The following is a 14714-nucleotide window of genomic DNA, read 5'->3' as shown; positions in this document are numbered from 1 at the left end:
GTAACAGCATGAGCGTAAAACTATCAAGTTATGTATGGGATGGCTGCGCAAGTGCAGGTTTAAAAATAACCTCTGTTGCGATTATGGCCCGTCTCGCCGATTTTTCTAATGATGATGGAGTATGCTGGCCATCGGTACCGACAATTGCCCGGCAAATAGGCGCGGGTGAAAGTACAGTGCGTACGGCAATTAAAAACTTAGAGAAAGCGGGTTGGTTATCAAGCGAAAAGCGCCGTAAAGGTAACCGTAACGCAAGTAATATCTATCAATTGAATGTTGATAAATTAGCTTCAGCGGCAATGGCTGCACTTTCTCAACCGTCAGTTTCTGATACATCAAAACCTGATGCGTCAAATTCTGTTGCATCAAAATCTGACCCGTCAAAATCAAGCAAAAATAACCATTTTGACCCGTCAGAATCTGGGGGCGATCCGTCAGTAACTTCAATACATGATCCATCAGTAACTAACTCTTCGTCGCAGAATTCTAGCGAATCCAGCGACCAGTCAAAAATTGATTTTTTAAATCGTTACCCAGAGGCGGTGATTTACAGCACAAACTTCCAGAAATGGGGCTCAGCCAATGACCTCAAATGCGCGGAATGGTTATTTGAGCGCAAGTGCGAGGTATTCAAAGACTTAGGGCTTAAAGCACCCAAGGAGCCTAATTACACCGACTGGGCAAACGAAGTTCGCTTAATGGTCAGCGTTGACGGGCATAGCCACAAAGAAATTTGCCAATTCTACAAACGCGTTGTTCAAGATGATTTCTGGAAAAAAAACGTTCAGTGCCCAAGAACACTACGCAACCAGTGGGATGACCTCACATTGCGCCTTGCTGGTGAGCAAAAAGTGAAAGTCGATGCAGTTGAGCGTGATGAAGCATTTACACGGATCATTGGCTCCCGCTCAAAACCTCAAAATCGTATTGAGGAAATTGCAAGTGAACTGGCTGGGAAATCAGGCGTTCGTCGCATGACGGACTTTGTAGGCCGCAAGGCATGGGCAGGCATTTGGCAACAAGCAGCAGAGCTAGCAGCTAGAGAGGTGACAGCATGATGCGTAGTGAAACTAAAACAATCTATGGTGTTGACGTGCTAGGCATGATTGCCATGTTCAAACAGCTACGTAAATGGCGCACTATTCGCAAGCTCCGCAACAGATGGAATCAATCCCGTCGTGATTTAGTGATCTGCAGGAAGTTTCGCCACTTAAATCATTATGCTGACGATTTTCAAGTTCAGCAGCGTTATAAGCATATGCGCGAGTATGTTAAATCCCACCAGCAGCGGGGTGCTATCTGATGAATAAATACATTCAAAGCCTCGAGGCGCTTAAAGCTAAACCACGACATAAGCTTAATGAGATTGGGGATCAGTGGTGTACACCCGATGAATTGTATTGGGGTATCAGCTCGATATATGGGTTATTCAAACTCGATTTATTTACTGACGGTATAAATACTAAGGCACCTAACTTCTACACTGCAGAAGATAATGCTTTAAATCAAGATTGGTCGGAAAAGCTAAAAGAAGTTGGCGGTGCTGCATTTGGTAATCCACCATATTCACGCAGTTCATATCACGAAAAACAGGCTATAACGGGTGTTGGCCACATAATGAACCACGCCTTTGCAATGAGAGAGAAAGGCGGTCGCTATGTTTTTCTTCTGAAAGCGGCAACAAGTGAAAGCTGGTGGCCAGAAAATGCAGATCACATCTGTTTTATTCGCGGCCGTATTGGTTTTGACGTTCCGAAGTGGTTTATCCCTGCGGATGAAAAACAAAAACCAACCGGTGCATTCTTTGCTGGCGCTATTGTCGTTTTTGATAAGTCATGGACAGGTAAACCATTTGATTATATCAAGCGTGAGGATCTAGAGGAACGAGGCAGAATATTCATAGAGCAAGTTAGGTGGTTAGCGAAGAGGGGGGCTGCATAAAATGATAACTGAATACCAATACACGCAAGGAATTGAAGTCATTAGGATTGGACGCGAATTTAAAACAATAAATGCAGCGATCCTAAAAAATGTTGCTAGTTATTCACCATCCGCTGCACACCGAACTTTTGAAATGCTGGAAAAAATTGGCTGCATAAAACATGTCGGCAATTTCCCTGCAGGGAAAACTAAACAGAGGTCAAAGCAATACAGCATCGATCCCCATGCAATTACAAAGCTAAAGGCAGTGTGGGAGACAAAGTTAGAGGAGAAGGAAAAACCAAAGAGGGCAGAAAAGCTTAAAGCGCAGCCACCAGCTGAGCCTAAAAAAGTGGACGAAATCAAGAAGTGTGAGCCTGAGCCTCAATTCGAGTGTGGCATTAAAGTTGTTGAAAAAGCTTACGTAGGCGATATGGGGAATCAATCACTTAAACAGTTAGATCAGTTACTGGCGGGGGTGAGGCCATGAGTGCAGATGATAATGTTATTCAATTCAAAGCGCCTAGTGATGCAATTCCCACTATCGACACGGAAGTAAAGGGAAGAAAAAGCAGACAGCAAATGTACTGTAAGCATCATTCACTAGTTATCGATGAAGAGCATAGAACAGTTGAATGTAACGATTGTGGCTGTGTTGTCGAGGCTTTTGATGTTCTGTTAGCTAGGGCGAATAATGCCGAGTCAGTAATCCGAGGTATGAGTGAATTATTAAATAAGCGTGACGAACTGCGCAAATCAGTCGATGGGCTTTTGAGGGAAGAAAAGAACACTAAAGCCAGATTGCGAAGCGCCAGAACAGATTTAATGTTTATTGAAAATAAAAAGCTTCAGCATGAGGGGAAGGTTGGATGAAAAATAAAATGCCAGAAATCCATCAATGCAAATGCGGCAGTGAAGATCTGCACATTCAAACCCTAGAATATCGCACTTGGTTTTATGTTTATTGTCATAGCTGCGGAAAAAAAAGCCCTGCAGTAAACGATAGAACTGAAGCTGTAAAATTATGGAATGAGGTGGTATCAAAATGAATTCTTCAATTACATTAATACTCCCATTCCCTCCAGGTGTTAATGCTTGCTGGCGGAACATAAACGGTAAAACATTAATCAGTGCAAAGGGACGGGCGTTCCGAGCAAATGCAGCCGCCGCAATCTACGAACAATTGCGCAAAAGACCGAAAGCTATCACTGAGCATGTATCTGTCATTGTGAAAATGTACCCACCCACTAAGCATAGGAGGGATATTGATAACTATCTGAAAGCACCATTTGATGCATTAACACATGCTGGGGTTTGGAATGATGATGATCAAGTAAAGCATGCTGATATCACTTGGTGTGAAGTCGTAAAAGATGGTCGATTTGAAATTGAGATAAGACCCTTTAATGCAGAAGTGGAGAAAATATCATGAGCCACAAATGGATATTAACTCCAATTATCGTTCCTGAAATTAATGCTGTGATATTTAGACCAGGAGCAAACTTAAATGCATTCGTCGGCAGAATGTTACTCATGACTTTACCTGAGGAGCTAAAGCATAAACCATCGGGCCTTATCTCTCTTTCTGACCAAGGCTTCAGCGACGTGATGAATGAGATTGAAGTATTAAAGCCAGTGCTAAGGCTGTCTGTAGATCCAGAGCCACCAGCAAGCTTTATGAAGAAACCAAAATTACAGCGCTGGGAAAGTGAAAAGTACCTCAGGTGGGTTAAATCTCAACCTTGCTGCATATGTAACTCAATCGCGCATGATGCACATCATCTAATAGGCCATGGTCAGGGTGGAATGGGCACTAAAGCCCATGATTTGTTCACTATTCCATTGTGTCGCATTCACCACAGTGAATTGCATAAAGATCCTAACGGGTGGGAGCGGGAGCACGGAAGCCAAATCATTTTGTTATTTAAATTTCTAGATCGGTCTATTGGTCTGGGCGTTTTTGGTTGATAAGGCGGATATCATGAAATTAGAAAATGTACTTAAAAACTTTCACCCTAAGTCACCGACATTCGGCAATGTAGCTGGCTGCACATCCCCAGACCGTTTAACAGGTACCGATATTATGGCGGCTGTAGGCATGACTGAATCACAAGCTGAATTCGGTATGGCGGCTTTTTTGGCGAAAAATGATGTCAGTGAAGAGGATAAGTTTTCTACGGTGGAAGCCTTAACTCAATACGCTAAAAAAATCACACCTAAGCTGGTGGCTAAAGCTGCAGGTAAAAAGTTGGGTTACTGTTTAATTATTCTGGCCAAGATGGCATTTGAAGATTATGCCCGTTCAGTGGGTTCGGTTTGTCGGTGTTCAGCGTGTAGAGGTAAAGGGATGATTGATAAAAAAGTTACCACGACAAAGTATTCAACGAGGGAAGCTATTTTTCCATCATTTTCCAAGAGACAACCCAAGCGATATACCAATACAGAACGCGATGTTGTGGAAACTGAAAGGGTTATTTGTAAGTCATGCAATGGTAAAGGTCAAATAACACACCGTTGTCGCTGCAAAGGGAGAGGCAAGGTATTAGATGAAGAACAAACTAAATTGCAGGGCGCACCCGTATTTAAAGATTGCCCACGATGTCAGGGGATTGGTTTCAAGCGAGTACCATCTTCAGTGGCCTATAATGCAATAAAGCACTTAGTGCCAGATTTAACCCAATCGTCATGGTCACGCAATTGGAAGCCATTCTATGAAAAGTTAGCTAGTAAATGTTTTATTGAAGAAAGTGCAGCTGAGCAAGCATTTAGCAGGGTAATAAAATAATGTGTTTTATTTGATTTTTGCATAGAATTGGCTTATTATCTTCTAATGATGGACATTCTATACCTAGTCGCATTAAATCAATTCAAGGCCTCGCAATCGCGGGGCTTTTTTATGCCAACGTATTCCTAAAAAAGTATTAGTGCGCTACGCAAATTTGATGATATTGTGATAAGAGTAAATACGTTATAATCTAACCTATAGTATGAACGCTCTCCATTTGTACAATGTGTTGTTTTGGGGCTCAAATTAAAGAAATAATCATTATATGATTACAGTCATATTAATAATTTTTTCTTTTTATTTAGTCGAATTATACTATCATTACTTTTTATAGTTTATGAGGTATGAAATGGAAGAGTTGGCTATAGAGTTAAAAAAAATATTATCCTTAGATAAGGGAATATTGATAGATGACCTCGGAGAGGTGAATAAAAATAAATTATTTATCGAATATGGATTTAATGCGAGCTCTAGTGTAGGTGTGGACTTTATCGATGCCTTGAAAGATGAATTGGCTGATACTATTAGATTATTGGCTAATGTTATGATTAATCATATTGACTCATATAAAAGAAACAGTGTTATAGCACTAGATAAATTTATTAGAAATAAAGATAAAAGTATTATTACTAGATATTGTTATCTTGTGGCTATATATGTTGAAAATTATATAAAAATAAGCGGTACTGAAAATACCCATTCTAATGGGGGGTGGAGTATTTTATGGCCGGATTATTTTTTATTATTTAAACATAATCCTTATTTAAGAAACTTAAACGTTGATGATGAGATATTCGCATTTTCATATGTAAGTAATGTATTCATTATAGATGTATTCAAAATATTGAACTTTAATTTGGAAAGTAAAGTTTCTAATTTGGGAAAAATAATTAATGAATCTGAAGGCGCATTTAATGAACGAGTTAGGTCAGCTAATAGCGAACTAGAAGGGATAGTAAAAACTTTTAACACAAATGCCACATCGATTCTTGATGAAAAGTTGGGGGAGCTAAAAAAAATCGAAGAGAGAATAAATAAAAACAATGATGCTGCAATATTTGTTTCATTAGATCAAGGGTATAAAAATTTATTTGAATCAAAAAAAATAGAGAAATGGTGGGCATTTTTGTTAGTTATGATATTAGGTGCCTTAGTATTTGCACCTGTAGCCGTAAAATTATCAAGTGCTCTAAAATGGATTGATCTACCAGTATATAATATATATGGGTACATTGGTTCAGCGACTGTAACTTTTATTTTGTTGTACTATTTTAGAGTCGCGTATTTGAATTACATATCAATAAAAACTGAAATTACACAAATTGCATTAAGACGGAATCTATGCGCGTTCATTAATGGTTATGTTGATTTCGCAGAGAGAAATAAAAAAGCACCAGAAGCATTTAAACAATTTGAAAATATTATATTTTCAAATATAGTCTCAGATGCTAAGAATATACCAACTACATACGATGGGATAGAGCAGTTAGCTAATCTGATTAATGCATTAAAAAGCACACCTAAATAATAGTTCAACTAAAAAAGGTTGCATGGTATGCAACCTTTTTTCATATACAGTCGCTACAAACAACCCTTGTATCGTTTTTTACTGCAATGACTTTGCGGCTGGCTATCTTTTAACTAGAAAACTGGAACACTCCGAAGGGGGTGGATATGCGTATGCACGAAAAATACTCAAGCCCTTTCTCTTATGCTCTCGGAGTGATTACCACAGCGGCAGGGGCATTATCTCTAGATCAATGGGCAGTACTCATCGGGATTGTATGTACTGTCGCTACATTCTTGGTGAATTGGTACTACAAACGGAAAGAATTCAAATTAAGAGAGGCTAACAGTGGCAAAGATACCAAATAAAATAAAAATGGCCGCTGCAGCTGGTGGGTTGATGACATTAACTGTTGCAATGGTTACTGAGTTTGAGGGGTATGACCCTAACCCTTATCTTGACCCCATTGGAGTACTCACGGTGTGTTATGGGCATACAGGTCCTGACATTATCCCCACAAAAACCTATACGAAAGCCGAGTGTAAAGCGCTGTTAGAAAAGGACTTGGCTATTGTCGCTAAAGCGGTGAACCCCTTAATTAAAGTTAGCATCCCTGATTACACAAGAGCTGCACTGTACTCATTTACATATAACGTCGGAACAGGTGCTTTCTCGCGTTCTACGTTACTTAAAAAACTTAATGCTGGTGACCAAGCTGGCGCATGTAATGAACTTAAACGTTGGATATATGCTGGGGGTATCAAATGGAAAGGGTTAATGACAAGACGAGAAGTAGAAAAAGCCGTATGCCTTGGCGAGTTCGCTTATGCATATCCGCTTTCATTATCGGAATCCCCATTCACTTGGCAACTGGCGTATATGTACTCAGAGACGATACCTGCGGTATTGACGGGGTAAGTTTAGAAAAGCGATGCCAAAAAGCCCTAGATCACTACCGAGGTAAGCAGGTGAACTTATGAAAATAGATAATTCATTCTGGTTATTTCTTATGGTGGTCGGCCTAGGCTGGTGGGCTGTCACTGAACATGAAAGCAATTCACTGTTGAAAGATGACAACTTTAAGAAAAGCAAAATCATTGCTACTCAGTCGCTTCAATTCAATCGGTTTAATCAAATAGCCACCACAGCTTATCGTCATGGAATTCAGGCCGAAGCCAAATCACAGGAGAAAGTCATTGAATATCGAGAAATACTCAAAAAAGAGCTTACCTGTGATTTGCCTGTGCCTCAGTCTATTTCTGATGGGTTGCTCAAGTACACCTACGAATTACGGTCAATGTACGCCGATCCCCAAAACACTAACGGAGCCAGTGTTAGTGCCACTACCGCCAGCACCTTAACTTATTGCCAAGCGGTGCTATGGATTGATTCTTTATTAGCAGCTCTGGATAAGGCGAACGCGCAGATCGAAGCGATACGGAAGCTGGAAGAGTAAAACGCTTACTGGTATTGGAATTCAGGAAGAGAAGATAGGATAAAAATTAGAATCAATATCACATAGAATTAACCTTTTCATTTATGTTTAAAATTTTTCTGATATATTTACATCAATAGTTTAAAATCAAATCAACCTACATTAGTAGGTTTTTTCATGGATTGATAATATGCCAGGACTTTCTGTTGAAAATAATGATACTTTAAGTGATGAATTAGGTGAATGGCCTGATTTTTATCCTGCATTTGTTCCCCCTAAAAGTGCATTCGATGCAGAAGGGGAGCTTTTTAGGCTTGTTATTTGCGATCCTCCAGCGCAAGCATGTTTTGCTTCAACTTATGAAGAAGATAAAAGAAGACTTAATGCTTGCAATTCGAGAGAAAAAAAAGAGTGTGTCTATGGCACATCATTTTTTAATAGTTATGAGGGCGCGAAGAATAATCAAGATAAATTTCCTCAAGCGCTAGGTAATAAAAAGATAGCTAAGGGAGAGCTCATAGCTAAAATGGGTAAAATGAAGCAAACATTTGTGAATCCTGCTCATTTCACCGTTTGGTTAAGAGTGAATTCAAATATTCATGAGCATTTTGAATGCGTATCGGGGGGAGATAAATGAAAAATATATTTATTTCCCATAAATTATTCGGCAACTTAGTTATTCGTAATGTTTATGAGTTTTATGATGAACCACGCCTATTTTCCGTAACGAATGAAGTTGCATCAATATATATAGTATATTGGATTGGTGATTCAACGGACTCTTCTAACTGGTTTATTATTCCGATATCACCAGGCAGATTGGAAATGCTAGAAAGAAAAAGGATTGATATTTATTCGGTTTTGACTGAACAGGAGCAATCATTTTTTTATACAGCAAATATATATTTTGACGAATGTTCAGTATCAATTGAAACAAAAGACGCGCAAGATGTATATGATATAGCCCTCCCTAAAAAAGGCTTGGGTATTAGCTCCGTTGTCCCTATGTTAGTTAATGGGGGCCTAGGTAATCCAATAGAATATTCAACACATGAAATTCATGTGGAAAAAAGTGCTAAAAAAAGTATTTTAGATTTAAATCATGTATCTAGCATTTTTGATTCTTTTGATGTTTTTTATCAACATATGATTAAAGCTCATGATTTTAAAGATAAAATACGACCTGTTGCAGCAAGGCCTGGTTCTTTTATATTATCATTTCAAGCTGAAAAATTAGCTGATTTTGAGCCTATTTTAAATAGACTTTATAATCTTATTTTGAATAGGAAAGATATTAAAAAATTCATGATGGAAAATGGATTAGATTTTCAATCTTTCTTTTATTTATTGAATAGTGTTATTGAAACAGGTACTAATTTTGAGTTAAAAAATACTAACACTGATGAGGTTATATTTGATTTAACTAAATCTGCCGCTGAATTTTATTTAAACGATATACGCAGGTCTGCAGCTACTTCTGTTAGTGGTGAGCAGGTACCCCAAGCCGATATCCTTAAAACTATATTTAAGATAGTTGAGATAAAATGGTCTGATAACAGCTTAGATACTACCAATACAGGATTAAGCGAGAGACATATATATTATTATCTTCACGCGTCAAGAATATTAGGTTTTATTGATCAGCATAGAAATGTCACTGTTTCAGGGCAGCAATTAATAGAAGCTGATGATAATACAAAATTAAAAATAGCTGCAAAAAATTTCGAGCAAAGTCACTGTTGTTGGGCTTGGATACAGTGGGCCGAGGTAAATAATTTATCTGAACTGGATCCTTGTTCAGCGGAGCAATTTTTAAAAGAGCAGTGTTTCACACTAAGCAGTAAAACACTAGCTAGAAGAGCTAGGACATTAAAAAATTGGTGCTTAGAATTAAAAAAACACTATATAGCATACTAGCATGTTTTAGTTATAAGCCGCTGAAGAGCGGCTTTTTTATGGTTTTTTCATACATCAATGCATCTACATAATTAAGGAATGTGTTAATGGAAGTTCATAGAGTTTACGGAAAGTGACGAGTGGATATGTTTAATTTTAAAATGTGATTCATTGGGTAGCATTGATAGAGTTTTATATATGTTTTGAATGCTGGTGGTCACTCGGTACCACGGAGTTATATAAATTCATCTAGAATAATATTCTAAATAGCCATCAGTTAGCCGCTGGTGGCTTTTTCATTTATGGAGACAGTCATGTCAGATAAAAAAGAAATAGCCACCCTATCTATAAAGATATCAGTCGATAGCACTGACTTAGATAAGCTGGAAGCGCAACTAAAGCGCATTGAAGGGCTGATGGTTAGCGTTGGGCTGAAGCAGCCTGCTAAAGGTGGGTTTGTTAGTGAACCATATTTTGGCATCAATAACGGTCAGGTGTTTATTAATGAAGCGTTAATTACAAGCGGAACGATGGCGAGCGCAAAGATACAAGGCCCAGCGATAGATGATGCCGTCGGAACGCTAGATAAGATAAACGAAGCGTTTCACAACAGTGGTAACAAAGCATTCATTGCTGCCTTGGAAAAGTCCATCGATATAAATATACCTGTTAGCCATGATGAGCTTAAAAAGCATAAGCAGTATGTCAAAGCTGGCCTTGATGAGATGCAATCTCAATTGATAGAATTTAAGCATACATTAGTTGCAAACGAACAATCAACAGCGCAACACCTATCTGGTCTACAGCGTCAGCTTGCTCAGCTAAACAAAGAGCTTGAAGAGGCGCGATGCAAAGAAAGCATCAACAACACGTCTATCATTAGCTTAAAGCAAACCATAGAACAGCAAGAAAAATTGATGATCCAAACTATCAAAGGTGTTATTGCTGAAGATGTAGCGCGAGGCGGTCCATTGTGTCGCGCCCTACGGTAAAGAAGCCCAATGTCTACGGTGGTCGGTGGGCAAAGGTTAGGCTTAACTATCTTGCTAAGCATCCCTTATGCGTGATGTGCCAAGAGCAAGGTCGCATTACTGCAGCAACTGTGGTCGACCATATCACTCCACACCGACTGAAGGACGCGCTTGACTCAGGCAATGCCGAACAGATAGCCAAAGCCCAAAAGTTATTCTGGGATACCAATAACTACCAAAGCCTATGTGCGTCACATCATAACTCTACTAAGCAGCGCATGGAGAAGAGCGGTGTTGTTGTCGGTTGCAGTGAAGATGGTATACCGCTTGACCCTAATTCACATTGGAATAAATAACATGACTAATCAAAAGTTAGTGAAATTATCTAAGCTATTTAAAAATGGTCGCTTCGTCGGCCATGCATTGAGTGTGGATGGACAGCTATTGAGTAACCAAACCTCTGTCATTCTACCACCCACCAATGGAACAACTAATTCGGTAGAGATTACGGTCAAACTTACCTGCTCTAATGATATGGTCACAGACGCACCTGATATTCACTTGAAATAGTTTCAATCTGAAATCATAACGGTAGGGGCGGGGTAAAAGTTCAAAACCTTTGCCTTAAATTACCGACCGTAGTCATTCGTGTGCACAACCGCGAAATGAAAAGTTTTTTTCTGGGAGGTTCCGATGGCAGGAAGACGCCCGAAACCGACCCACTTAAAAGTGGTAACGGGTAATCCGGGGAAACGAAAACTCAACGATAAAGAACCCAAACCTCGGCGTGAAATTCCAAGCCCACCCGAACACTTAACGGATTGGGGAAAAATAGCATGGGCAAAATTAACATTATTGCTCGATGGTATGGGCGTTTTAACTATTGCTGATTCCTTGGCTTTGGAAAGGCTTTGCGATATCTACGCTGATATTCTTCAGCTACGCGACACGATAGCGATTGAAGGTCGCACTTATACAACAAAAACCCAATTAGGCGATTTTCTGATTAAAGCGCACCCAGCAGTAGCAATGTTGGCTGATGCGGATCGCCGTTTTAAAAGTTATTTAGTCGAGTTTGGTTTGACTCCAGCAGCTCGCTCAAAGGTGAAAATCGATGGTGGAGAAGAAGAGGAAGACCCGCTCAACACGTACTTCGCTTGACCCTGCAACACAATATGCCCAAGACGTTCATGACGGTAAAATTCTTGCTGGCCCTGATATCCGAAATGCCTGCGCTAGACACCTTAAAGACCTAAAAGAAGCCAAACAACGAGGTTTAGTGTGGAATATTGATGCTGTTCAGCGTGCAATTGGTTTCTTTGCAAAGGTACTAAAACTTAATGGTGGTGAGCACGAGGGGAAGCCTTTTATTTTGCTGCCATGGCAATGTTTCGTGGTTGGTTCGATTTTTGGTTGGCAAATGGAAGATGGCACTCGTCGCTTTCGCATGGTGTATGTTGAGTCAGGGAAGGGCTCGGGTAAATCACCCTTAGCAGGTGGAGTAGGTCTTTATTGCTTAACGGCTGACAGTGAGCCGCGCGCTGAAGTTTATGCCGCAGCAACGAAGAAAGACCAGGCTATGATTTTGTTCCGTGATGCGGTTGCAATGGTTGACCAATCACCTGCATTGAGCCAGCGGATCACCAAATCAGGCGGTACAGGTAAAGAATGGAACTTAGCATTTTTAAAAACAGGGTCATTTTTCCGACCGATTAGCGCTGACGATGGGCAGTCAGGCCCACGCCCTCATTGCGCATTAATTGATGAAATTCATGAGCATAAAAATAATAACGTTGTTGAAATGATGCGTGCTGGCACTAAAGGTCGACGGCAAGCATTGATATTTATGATCACTAACAGTGGCCATGATAAAACCAGCGTATGTTATGACTACCATGAATATGGTCGAAAGGTCGCTGAAGGCTCGATTGAAGATGACAGTTTCTTTTCTTATATCTGTTCACTTGATGAGGGGGACGACCCCTTTAAAGATGAATCGTGTTGGGGAAAAGCCAATCCCTCTTTAGGTTATACCTTCACTGACCGTTATTTACGGGAGCAAGTGACTCAAGCTCAAGGTATGCCAGCTAAAGAAAGCATCGTCCGTCGGCTTAATTTTTGTCAGTGGGTCGATGCTGATAATCCATGGATAAATGGTGATACATGGATGAGTTGTGAGAAAGCGTTCACATTAGAGGACCTGCAAGGCGAGGAATGTTATGGCGGGCTGGATTTGTCAGGAACACGAGATTTAACCGCGTTAGCGCTTTATTTTCCACGAATCAAACATCTTTATGTCGAATTCTGGACACCGAAAGACACCTTGCTAGATAGGGCTAAAACTGACCGCGTTCCTTATGATGCGTGGGCTAGAAAAGGCTTTATCCACACACCACCCGGTAATGCCGTTAAATATGAGTTTGTTGCTGAGCGAATTGCTGAAATCACAGCGCATGTAAATTTGCTCGCGATTGCATTTGACCAATACAGGATCAAATACTTAGAGCCTAAATTAGATGAGGCTGCAGTCACGGTACCCTTAGTTCCTCACGGGCAAGGCTATTATAAGGCGAAAGATTCTGGCTTGTGGATGCCTCACTCAATTGAATTATTTGAAGGGTTAATTGATGACCAGACCATTATTATTCATGCAAATCCCTGTTTACGCTGGAACGCAGCCTCGGCTGTGACGGAAGCAGACCAAAAAGAAAACCGTATATTTGCAAAAAGGAAGAGTACGGGGCGTATCGATGGCGTTGTAGCTTCCGCAATGGCAATCGGTGCATCAGAAGAGGAATACGAAGATGACGGGGATATTGAAGGTTTCTTTGATGATCCAATTATAGTGGGGATCTAAATGAGCAAAATGAAAAAGCCGGGGCGAATCAAATCGGCAATACTGAATTGGATGGGTGTTCCAATTAGCCTCACCGATGGTACCTTTTGGGCTGAATGGTCAGGTAAAAGTAGTAGTGGGAAAATCGTCACTGCGGATAATGCATTGCAGCTTTCTGCAGTCTGGTCTTGCGTCCGATTACTGAGTGAGTCAATTTCAACATTACCGCTAAAAATATACCAAACCAAGGAGGATGGTTCTCGAGTGCCAGCTAAAGATCATCCAGCATATCGGGTGCTTTGCCGCAAGCCAAATTTAGAAATGACCCCCTCGCGGTTTATGTTGATGGTTGTGGCCAGTTTATGTTTGCGGGGTAATGCTTTTGTAGAAAAGCTCTATATTGGTCCAAAGTTGGTGTCATTGAACCCGCTATTACCTCAAAACATGACTGTAAAGCGGTTGGAAAATGGAAAATTAGAATATACCTACACAGCATCGAAAGGCGTAAAGCGGGTCATTGATTCAAAAAACATGATGCATATCAGAGGGTTTGGTATGGATGGTGTTTGCGGCATGATACCTATTCAAATTGGTAAAGATGTGTTCGGAACAGCGTTATCTACTGATGAAGCCGCAGGTAAAGTCTTTGAAAACGGATTACAGACAAGTGGCTTGCTAACCTCCAAAACTGCGTTGAAATCTGACCAGCGCGAGCGGTTGCGGAAGCATTTGACGGCATTTTCCGGCTCTAAGAATGCTGGTAAGGTCATGATCCTAGAAGCGGACTTATCATTTCAAAATGTCACGATGAATCCCGAAACGGCTCAGTTGTTACAAAGTCGAGGGTTCAGTATTGAGGAAATTTGTCGCTGGTTTCGTGTGCCGCCCTTTATGGTAGGCCATGCGGATAAACAGAGTAGCTGGGCATCGAGTGTGGAGGGGATGAATATGCAATTCCTGACCAATACTTTGCGTCCCTTATTGGTCAATATTGAGCAAGAAATTAGTCGCTGTTTACTCGACAGTGATGATGAATATTATGCGGAGTTTTCGGTTGAAGGCTTATTGCGTGCTGACAGTGCGGGACGTTCAGCGTATTACACTACCGCCCTACAAAATGGCTGGATGAGTCGCAACGATGTGAGGCGACTTGAGAACCTGCCACCAATTGACGGGGGCGATATTTATACCGTTCAACTCAACCTCACGCCGATTGACCAACTCGGGAAAGATAGCGCGGGTAATGAAGCCGAGAAGCTGAAGGCACAATTGAGCAGCTGGCTATTTCCTGAAGGCAATCCATCAGCTCAAGCTAACAAACCTTCCCCTGAATCTAACAAACCTCATTCCGAGGAGTAAATTGA

At 40.6% G+C, this 14714-nt stretch carries 21 protein-coding genes; all 21 read left to right on the top strand.

Features of this window, described 5'->3' with window-relative positions; all coding sequences use genetic code 11:
• Positions 1–8: 8 nt before the first annotated feature.
• The 21 genes from P3L56_RS13950 to P3L56_RS13850 all read left to right on the top strand — a co-directional run bounded on the left by P3L56_RS13950 (position 9) and on the right by P3L56_RS13850 (position 14709).
• Positions 9–1058, top strand: a complete 1050-nt coding sequence (locus P3L56_RS13950) for a helix-turn-helix domain-containing protein (protein WP_217008391.1) — start codon at positions 9–11, stop codon at positions 1056–1058.
• Positions 1055–1303 carry a hypothetical protein gene (locus tag P3L56_RS13945; RefSeq protein WP_254178448.1) on the top strand — a complete coding sequence of 83 codons (249 nt, stop codon included), beginning with the start codon at positions 1055–1057 and terminating at the stop codon, positions 1301–1303. The genes P3L56_RS13950 and P3L56_RS13945 overlap by 4 nt, the downstream gene beginning before the upstream one ends.
• A complete protein-coding gene (locus P3L56_RS13940; protein WP_272686099.1) occupies positions 1303–1941 on the top strand; it encodes a phage N-6-adenine-methyltransferase in 639 nt (212 codons plus the stop codon). Before P3L56_RS13945 ends, P3L56_RS13940 begins: the two co-directional genes overlap by 1 nt.
• A 1-nt stretch (position 1942) precedes the next feature.
• On the top strand, positions 1943–2410 hold the full coding sequence (locus tag P3L56_RS13935; protein WP_217008495.1) for a hypothetical protein: 468 nt from the start codon (positions 1943–1945) through the stop codon (positions 2408–2410).
• On the top strand, positions 2407–2793 hold the full coding sequence (locus P3L56_RS13930; RefSeq protein ID WP_096863812.1) for a hypothetical protein: 387 nt from the start codon (positions 2407–2409) through the stop codon (positions 2791–2793). Before P3L56_RS13935 ends, P3L56_RS13930 begins: the two co-directional genes overlap by 4 nt.
• Positions 2790–2969 carry a hypothetical protein gene (locus P3L56_RS13925; protein WP_164528391.1) on the top strand — a complete coding sequence of 60 codons (180 nt, stop codon included), beginning with the start codon at positions 2790–2792 and terminating at the stop codon, positions 2967–2969. The genes P3L56_RS13930 and P3L56_RS13925 overlap by 4 nt, the downstream gene beginning before the upstream one ends.
• On the top strand, positions 2966–3352 hold the full coding sequence (locus P3L56_RS13920) for a RusA family crossover junction endodeoxyribonuclease (RefSeq protein ID WP_272686098.1): 387 nt from the start codon (positions 2966–2968) through the stop codon (positions 3350–3352). The genes P3L56_RS13925 and P3L56_RS13920 overlap by 4 nt, the downstream gene beginning before the upstream one ends.
• The gene (locus P3L56_RS13915) at positions 3349–3888 is read left to right on the top strand and encodes a DUF968 domain-containing protein (RefSeq protein WP_410480073.1); all 540 of its coding nucleotides are present in this window, start codon (positions 3349–3351) and stop codon (positions 3886–3888) included. The genes P3L56_RS13920 and P3L56_RS13915 overlap by 4 nt, the downstream gene beginning before the upstream one ends.
• Positions 3889–3901: 13 nt before the next feature.
• Complete coding sequence (locus tag P3L56_RS13910; RefSeq protein ID WP_272686097.1) at positions 3902–4705, top strand: antitermination protein; 804 nt, start codon at positions 3902–3904, stop codon at positions 4703–4705.
• 349 nt (positions 4706–5054) lie between these two features.
• Positions 5055–6233: a hypothetical protein gene (locus P3L56_RS13905; protein WP_272686096.1), complete on the top strand. Its 1179-nt coding sequence runs from the start codon at positions 5055–5057 to the stop codon at positions 6231–6233.
• A 146-nt stretch (positions 6234–6379) separates the two neighbouring features.
• Entirely contained in the window at positions 6380–6580 is a 201-nt protein-coding gene (locus tag P3L56_RS13900) for a phage holin family protein (protein ID WP_244069311.1), read from the top strand.
• Positions 6561–7130, top strand: coding sequence for a lysozyme (locus P3L56_RS13895; protein ID WP_272686095.1), 570 nt, complete (start codon positions 6561–6563; stop codon positions 7128–7130). The genes P3L56_RS13900 and P3L56_RS13895 overlap by 20 nt, the downstream gene beginning before the upstream one ends.
• Before the next feature lie 58 nt (positions 7131–7188).
• Positions 7189–7668: a hypothetical protein gene (locus tag P3L56_RS13890; protein ID WP_272686094.1), complete on the top strand. Its 480-nt coding sequence runs from the start codon at positions 7189–7191 to the stop codon at positions 7666–7668.
• 169 nt (positions 7669–7837) lie between these two features.
• Entirely contained in the window at positions 7838–8284 is a 447-nt protein-coding gene (locus P3L56_RS13885; protein ID WP_272686093.1) for a hypothetical protein, read from the top strand.
• The gene (locus P3L56_RS13880) at positions 8281–9564 is read left to right on the top strand and encodes a DUF6575 domain-containing protein (protein ID WP_272686092.1); all 1284 of its coding nucleotides are present in this window, start codon (positions 8281–8283) and stop codon (positions 9562–9564) included. The genes P3L56_RS13885 and P3L56_RS13880 overlap by 4 nt, the downstream gene beginning before the upstream one ends.
• A 293-nt stretch (positions 9565–9857) precedes the next feature.
• A complete protein-coding gene (locus P3L56_RS13875; protein WP_306804074.1) occupies positions 9858–10535 on the top strand; it encodes a hypothetical protein in 678 nt (225 codons plus the stop codon).
• Positions 10517–10870, top strand: coding sequence for an HNH endonuclease signature motif containing protein (locus P3L56_RS13870; protein ID WP_195697313.1), 354 nt, complete (start codon positions 10517–10519; stop codon positions 10868–10870). Before P3L56_RS13875 ends, P3L56_RS13870 begins: the two co-directional genes overlap by 19 nt.
• 1 nt (position 10871) lies before the next feature.
• On the top strand, positions 10872–11084 hold the full coding sequence (locus P3L56_RS13865; protein WP_272686090.1) for a hypothetical protein: 213 nt from the start codon (positions 10872–10874) through the stop codon (positions 11082–11084).
• Positions 11085–11207: 123 nt separating this feature from the next.
• A complete protein-coding gene (locus P3L56_RS13860; RefSeq protein WP_221078590.1) occupies positions 11208–11675 on the top strand; it encodes a phage terminase small subunit P27 family in 468 nt (155 codons plus the stop codon).
• Entirely contained in the window at positions 11629–13371 is a 1743-nt protein-coding gene (locus tag P3L56_RS13855; protein WP_272686089.1) for a terminase large subunit, read from the top strand. The genes P3L56_RS13860 and P3L56_RS13855 overlap by 47 nt, the downstream gene beginning before the upstream one ends.
• Entirely contained in the window at positions 13372–14709 is a 1338-nt protein-coding gene (locus P3L56_RS13850; protein WP_272686088.1) for a phage portal protein, read from the top strand.
• The last annotated feature ends 5 nt before the right edge of the window (positions 14710–14714 follow it).

Source organism: Providencia sp. PROV024, assembly GCF_032709665.1.
Taxonomy (GTDB): Bacteria; Pseudomonadota; Gammaproteobacteria; order Enterobacterales; family Enterobacteriaceae; genus Providencia; species Providencia huashanensis.
The sequence above is the reverse complement of the archived record's forward strand: the minus strand, read 5'-3'. Positions and strand labels throughout refer to the sequence as shown.

What these genes read in the sequence shown, in the direction of transcription:
- P3L56_RS13950 (WP_217008391.1), top strand. Translation starts at nt 9, where the DNA reads ATGAGCGTAAAACTATCAAGTTATGTATGGGATGGCTGCGCAAGTGCA.
- P3L56_RS13945 (WP_254178448.1), top strand. Translation starts at nt 1,055, where the DNA reads ATGATGCGTAGTGAAACTAAAACAATCTATGGTGTTGACGTGCTAGGC.
- P3L56_RS13940 (WP_272686099.1), top strand. Translation starts at nt 1,303, where the DNA reads ATGAATAAATACATTCAAAGCCTCGAGGCGCTTAAAGCTAAACCACGA.
- P3L56_RS13935 (WP_217008495.1), top strand. Translation starts at nt 1,943, where the DNA reads ATGATAACTGAATACCAATACACGCAAGGAATTGAAGTCATTAGGATT.
- P3L56_RS13930 (WP_096863812.1), top strand. Translation starts at nt 2,407, where the DNA reads ATGAGTGCAGATGATAATGTTATTCAATTCAAAGCGCCTAGTGATGCA.
- P3L56_RS13925 (WP_164528391.1), top strand. Translation starts at nt 2,790, where the DNA reads ATGAAAAATAAAATGCCAGAAATCCATCAATGCAAATGCGGCAGTGAA.
- P3L56_RS13920 (WP_272686098.1), top strand. Translation starts at nt 2,966, where the DNA reads ATGAATTCTTCAATTACATTAATACTCCCATTCCCTCCAGGTGTTAAT.
- P3L56_RS13915 (WP_410480073.1), top strand. Translation starts at nt 3,349, where the DNA reads ATGAGCCACAAATGGATATTAACTCCAATTATCGTTCCTGAAATTAAT.
- P3L56_RS13910 (WP_272686097.1), top strand. Translation starts at nt 3,902, where the DNA reads ATGAAATTAGAAAATGTACTTAAAAACTTTCACCCTAAGTCACCGACA.
- P3L56_RS13905 (WP_272686096.1), top strand. Translation starts at nt 5,055, where the DNA reads ATGGAAGAGTTGGCTATAGAGTTAAAAAAAATATTATCCTTAGATAAG.
- P3L56_RS13900 (WP_244069311.1), top strand. Translation starts at nt 6,380, where the DNA reads ATGCGTATGCACGAAAAATACTCAAGCCCTTTCTCTTATGCTCTCGGA.
- P3L56_RS13890 (WP_272686094.1), top strand. Translation starts at nt 7,189, where the DNA reads ATGAAAATAGATAATTCATTCTGGTTATTTCTTATGGTGGTCGGCCTA.
- P3L56_RS13885 (WP_272686093.1), top strand. Translation starts at nt 7,838, where the DNA reads ATGCCAGGACTTTCTGTTGAAAATAATGATACTTTAAGTGATGAATTA.
- P3L56_RS13880 (WP_272686092.1), top strand. Translation starts at nt 8,281, where the DNA reads ATGAAAAATATATTTATTTCCCATAAATTATTCGGCAACTTAGTTATT.
- P3L56_RS13875 (WP_306804074.1), top strand. Translation starts at nt 9,858, where the DNA reads ATGTCAGATAAAAAAGAAATAGCCACCCTATCTATAAAGATATCAGTC.
- P3L56_RS13865 (WP_272686090.1), top strand. Translation starts at nt 10,872, where the DNA reads ATGACTAATCAAAAGTTAGTGAAATTATCTAAGCTATTTAAAAATGGT.
- P3L56_RS13860 (WP_221078590.1), top strand. Translation starts at nt 11,208, where the DNA reads ATGGCAGGAAGACGCCCGAAACCGACCCACTTAAAAGTGGTAACGGGT.
- P3L56_RS13855 (WP_272686089.1), top strand. Translation starts at nt 11,629, where the DNA reads ATGGTGGAGAAGAAGAGGAAGACCCGCTCAACACGTACTTCGCTTGAC.
- P3L56_RS13850 (WP_272686088.1), top strand. Translation starts at nt 13,372, where the DNA reads ATGAGCAAAATGAAAAAGCCGGGGCGAATCAAATCGGCAATACTGAAT.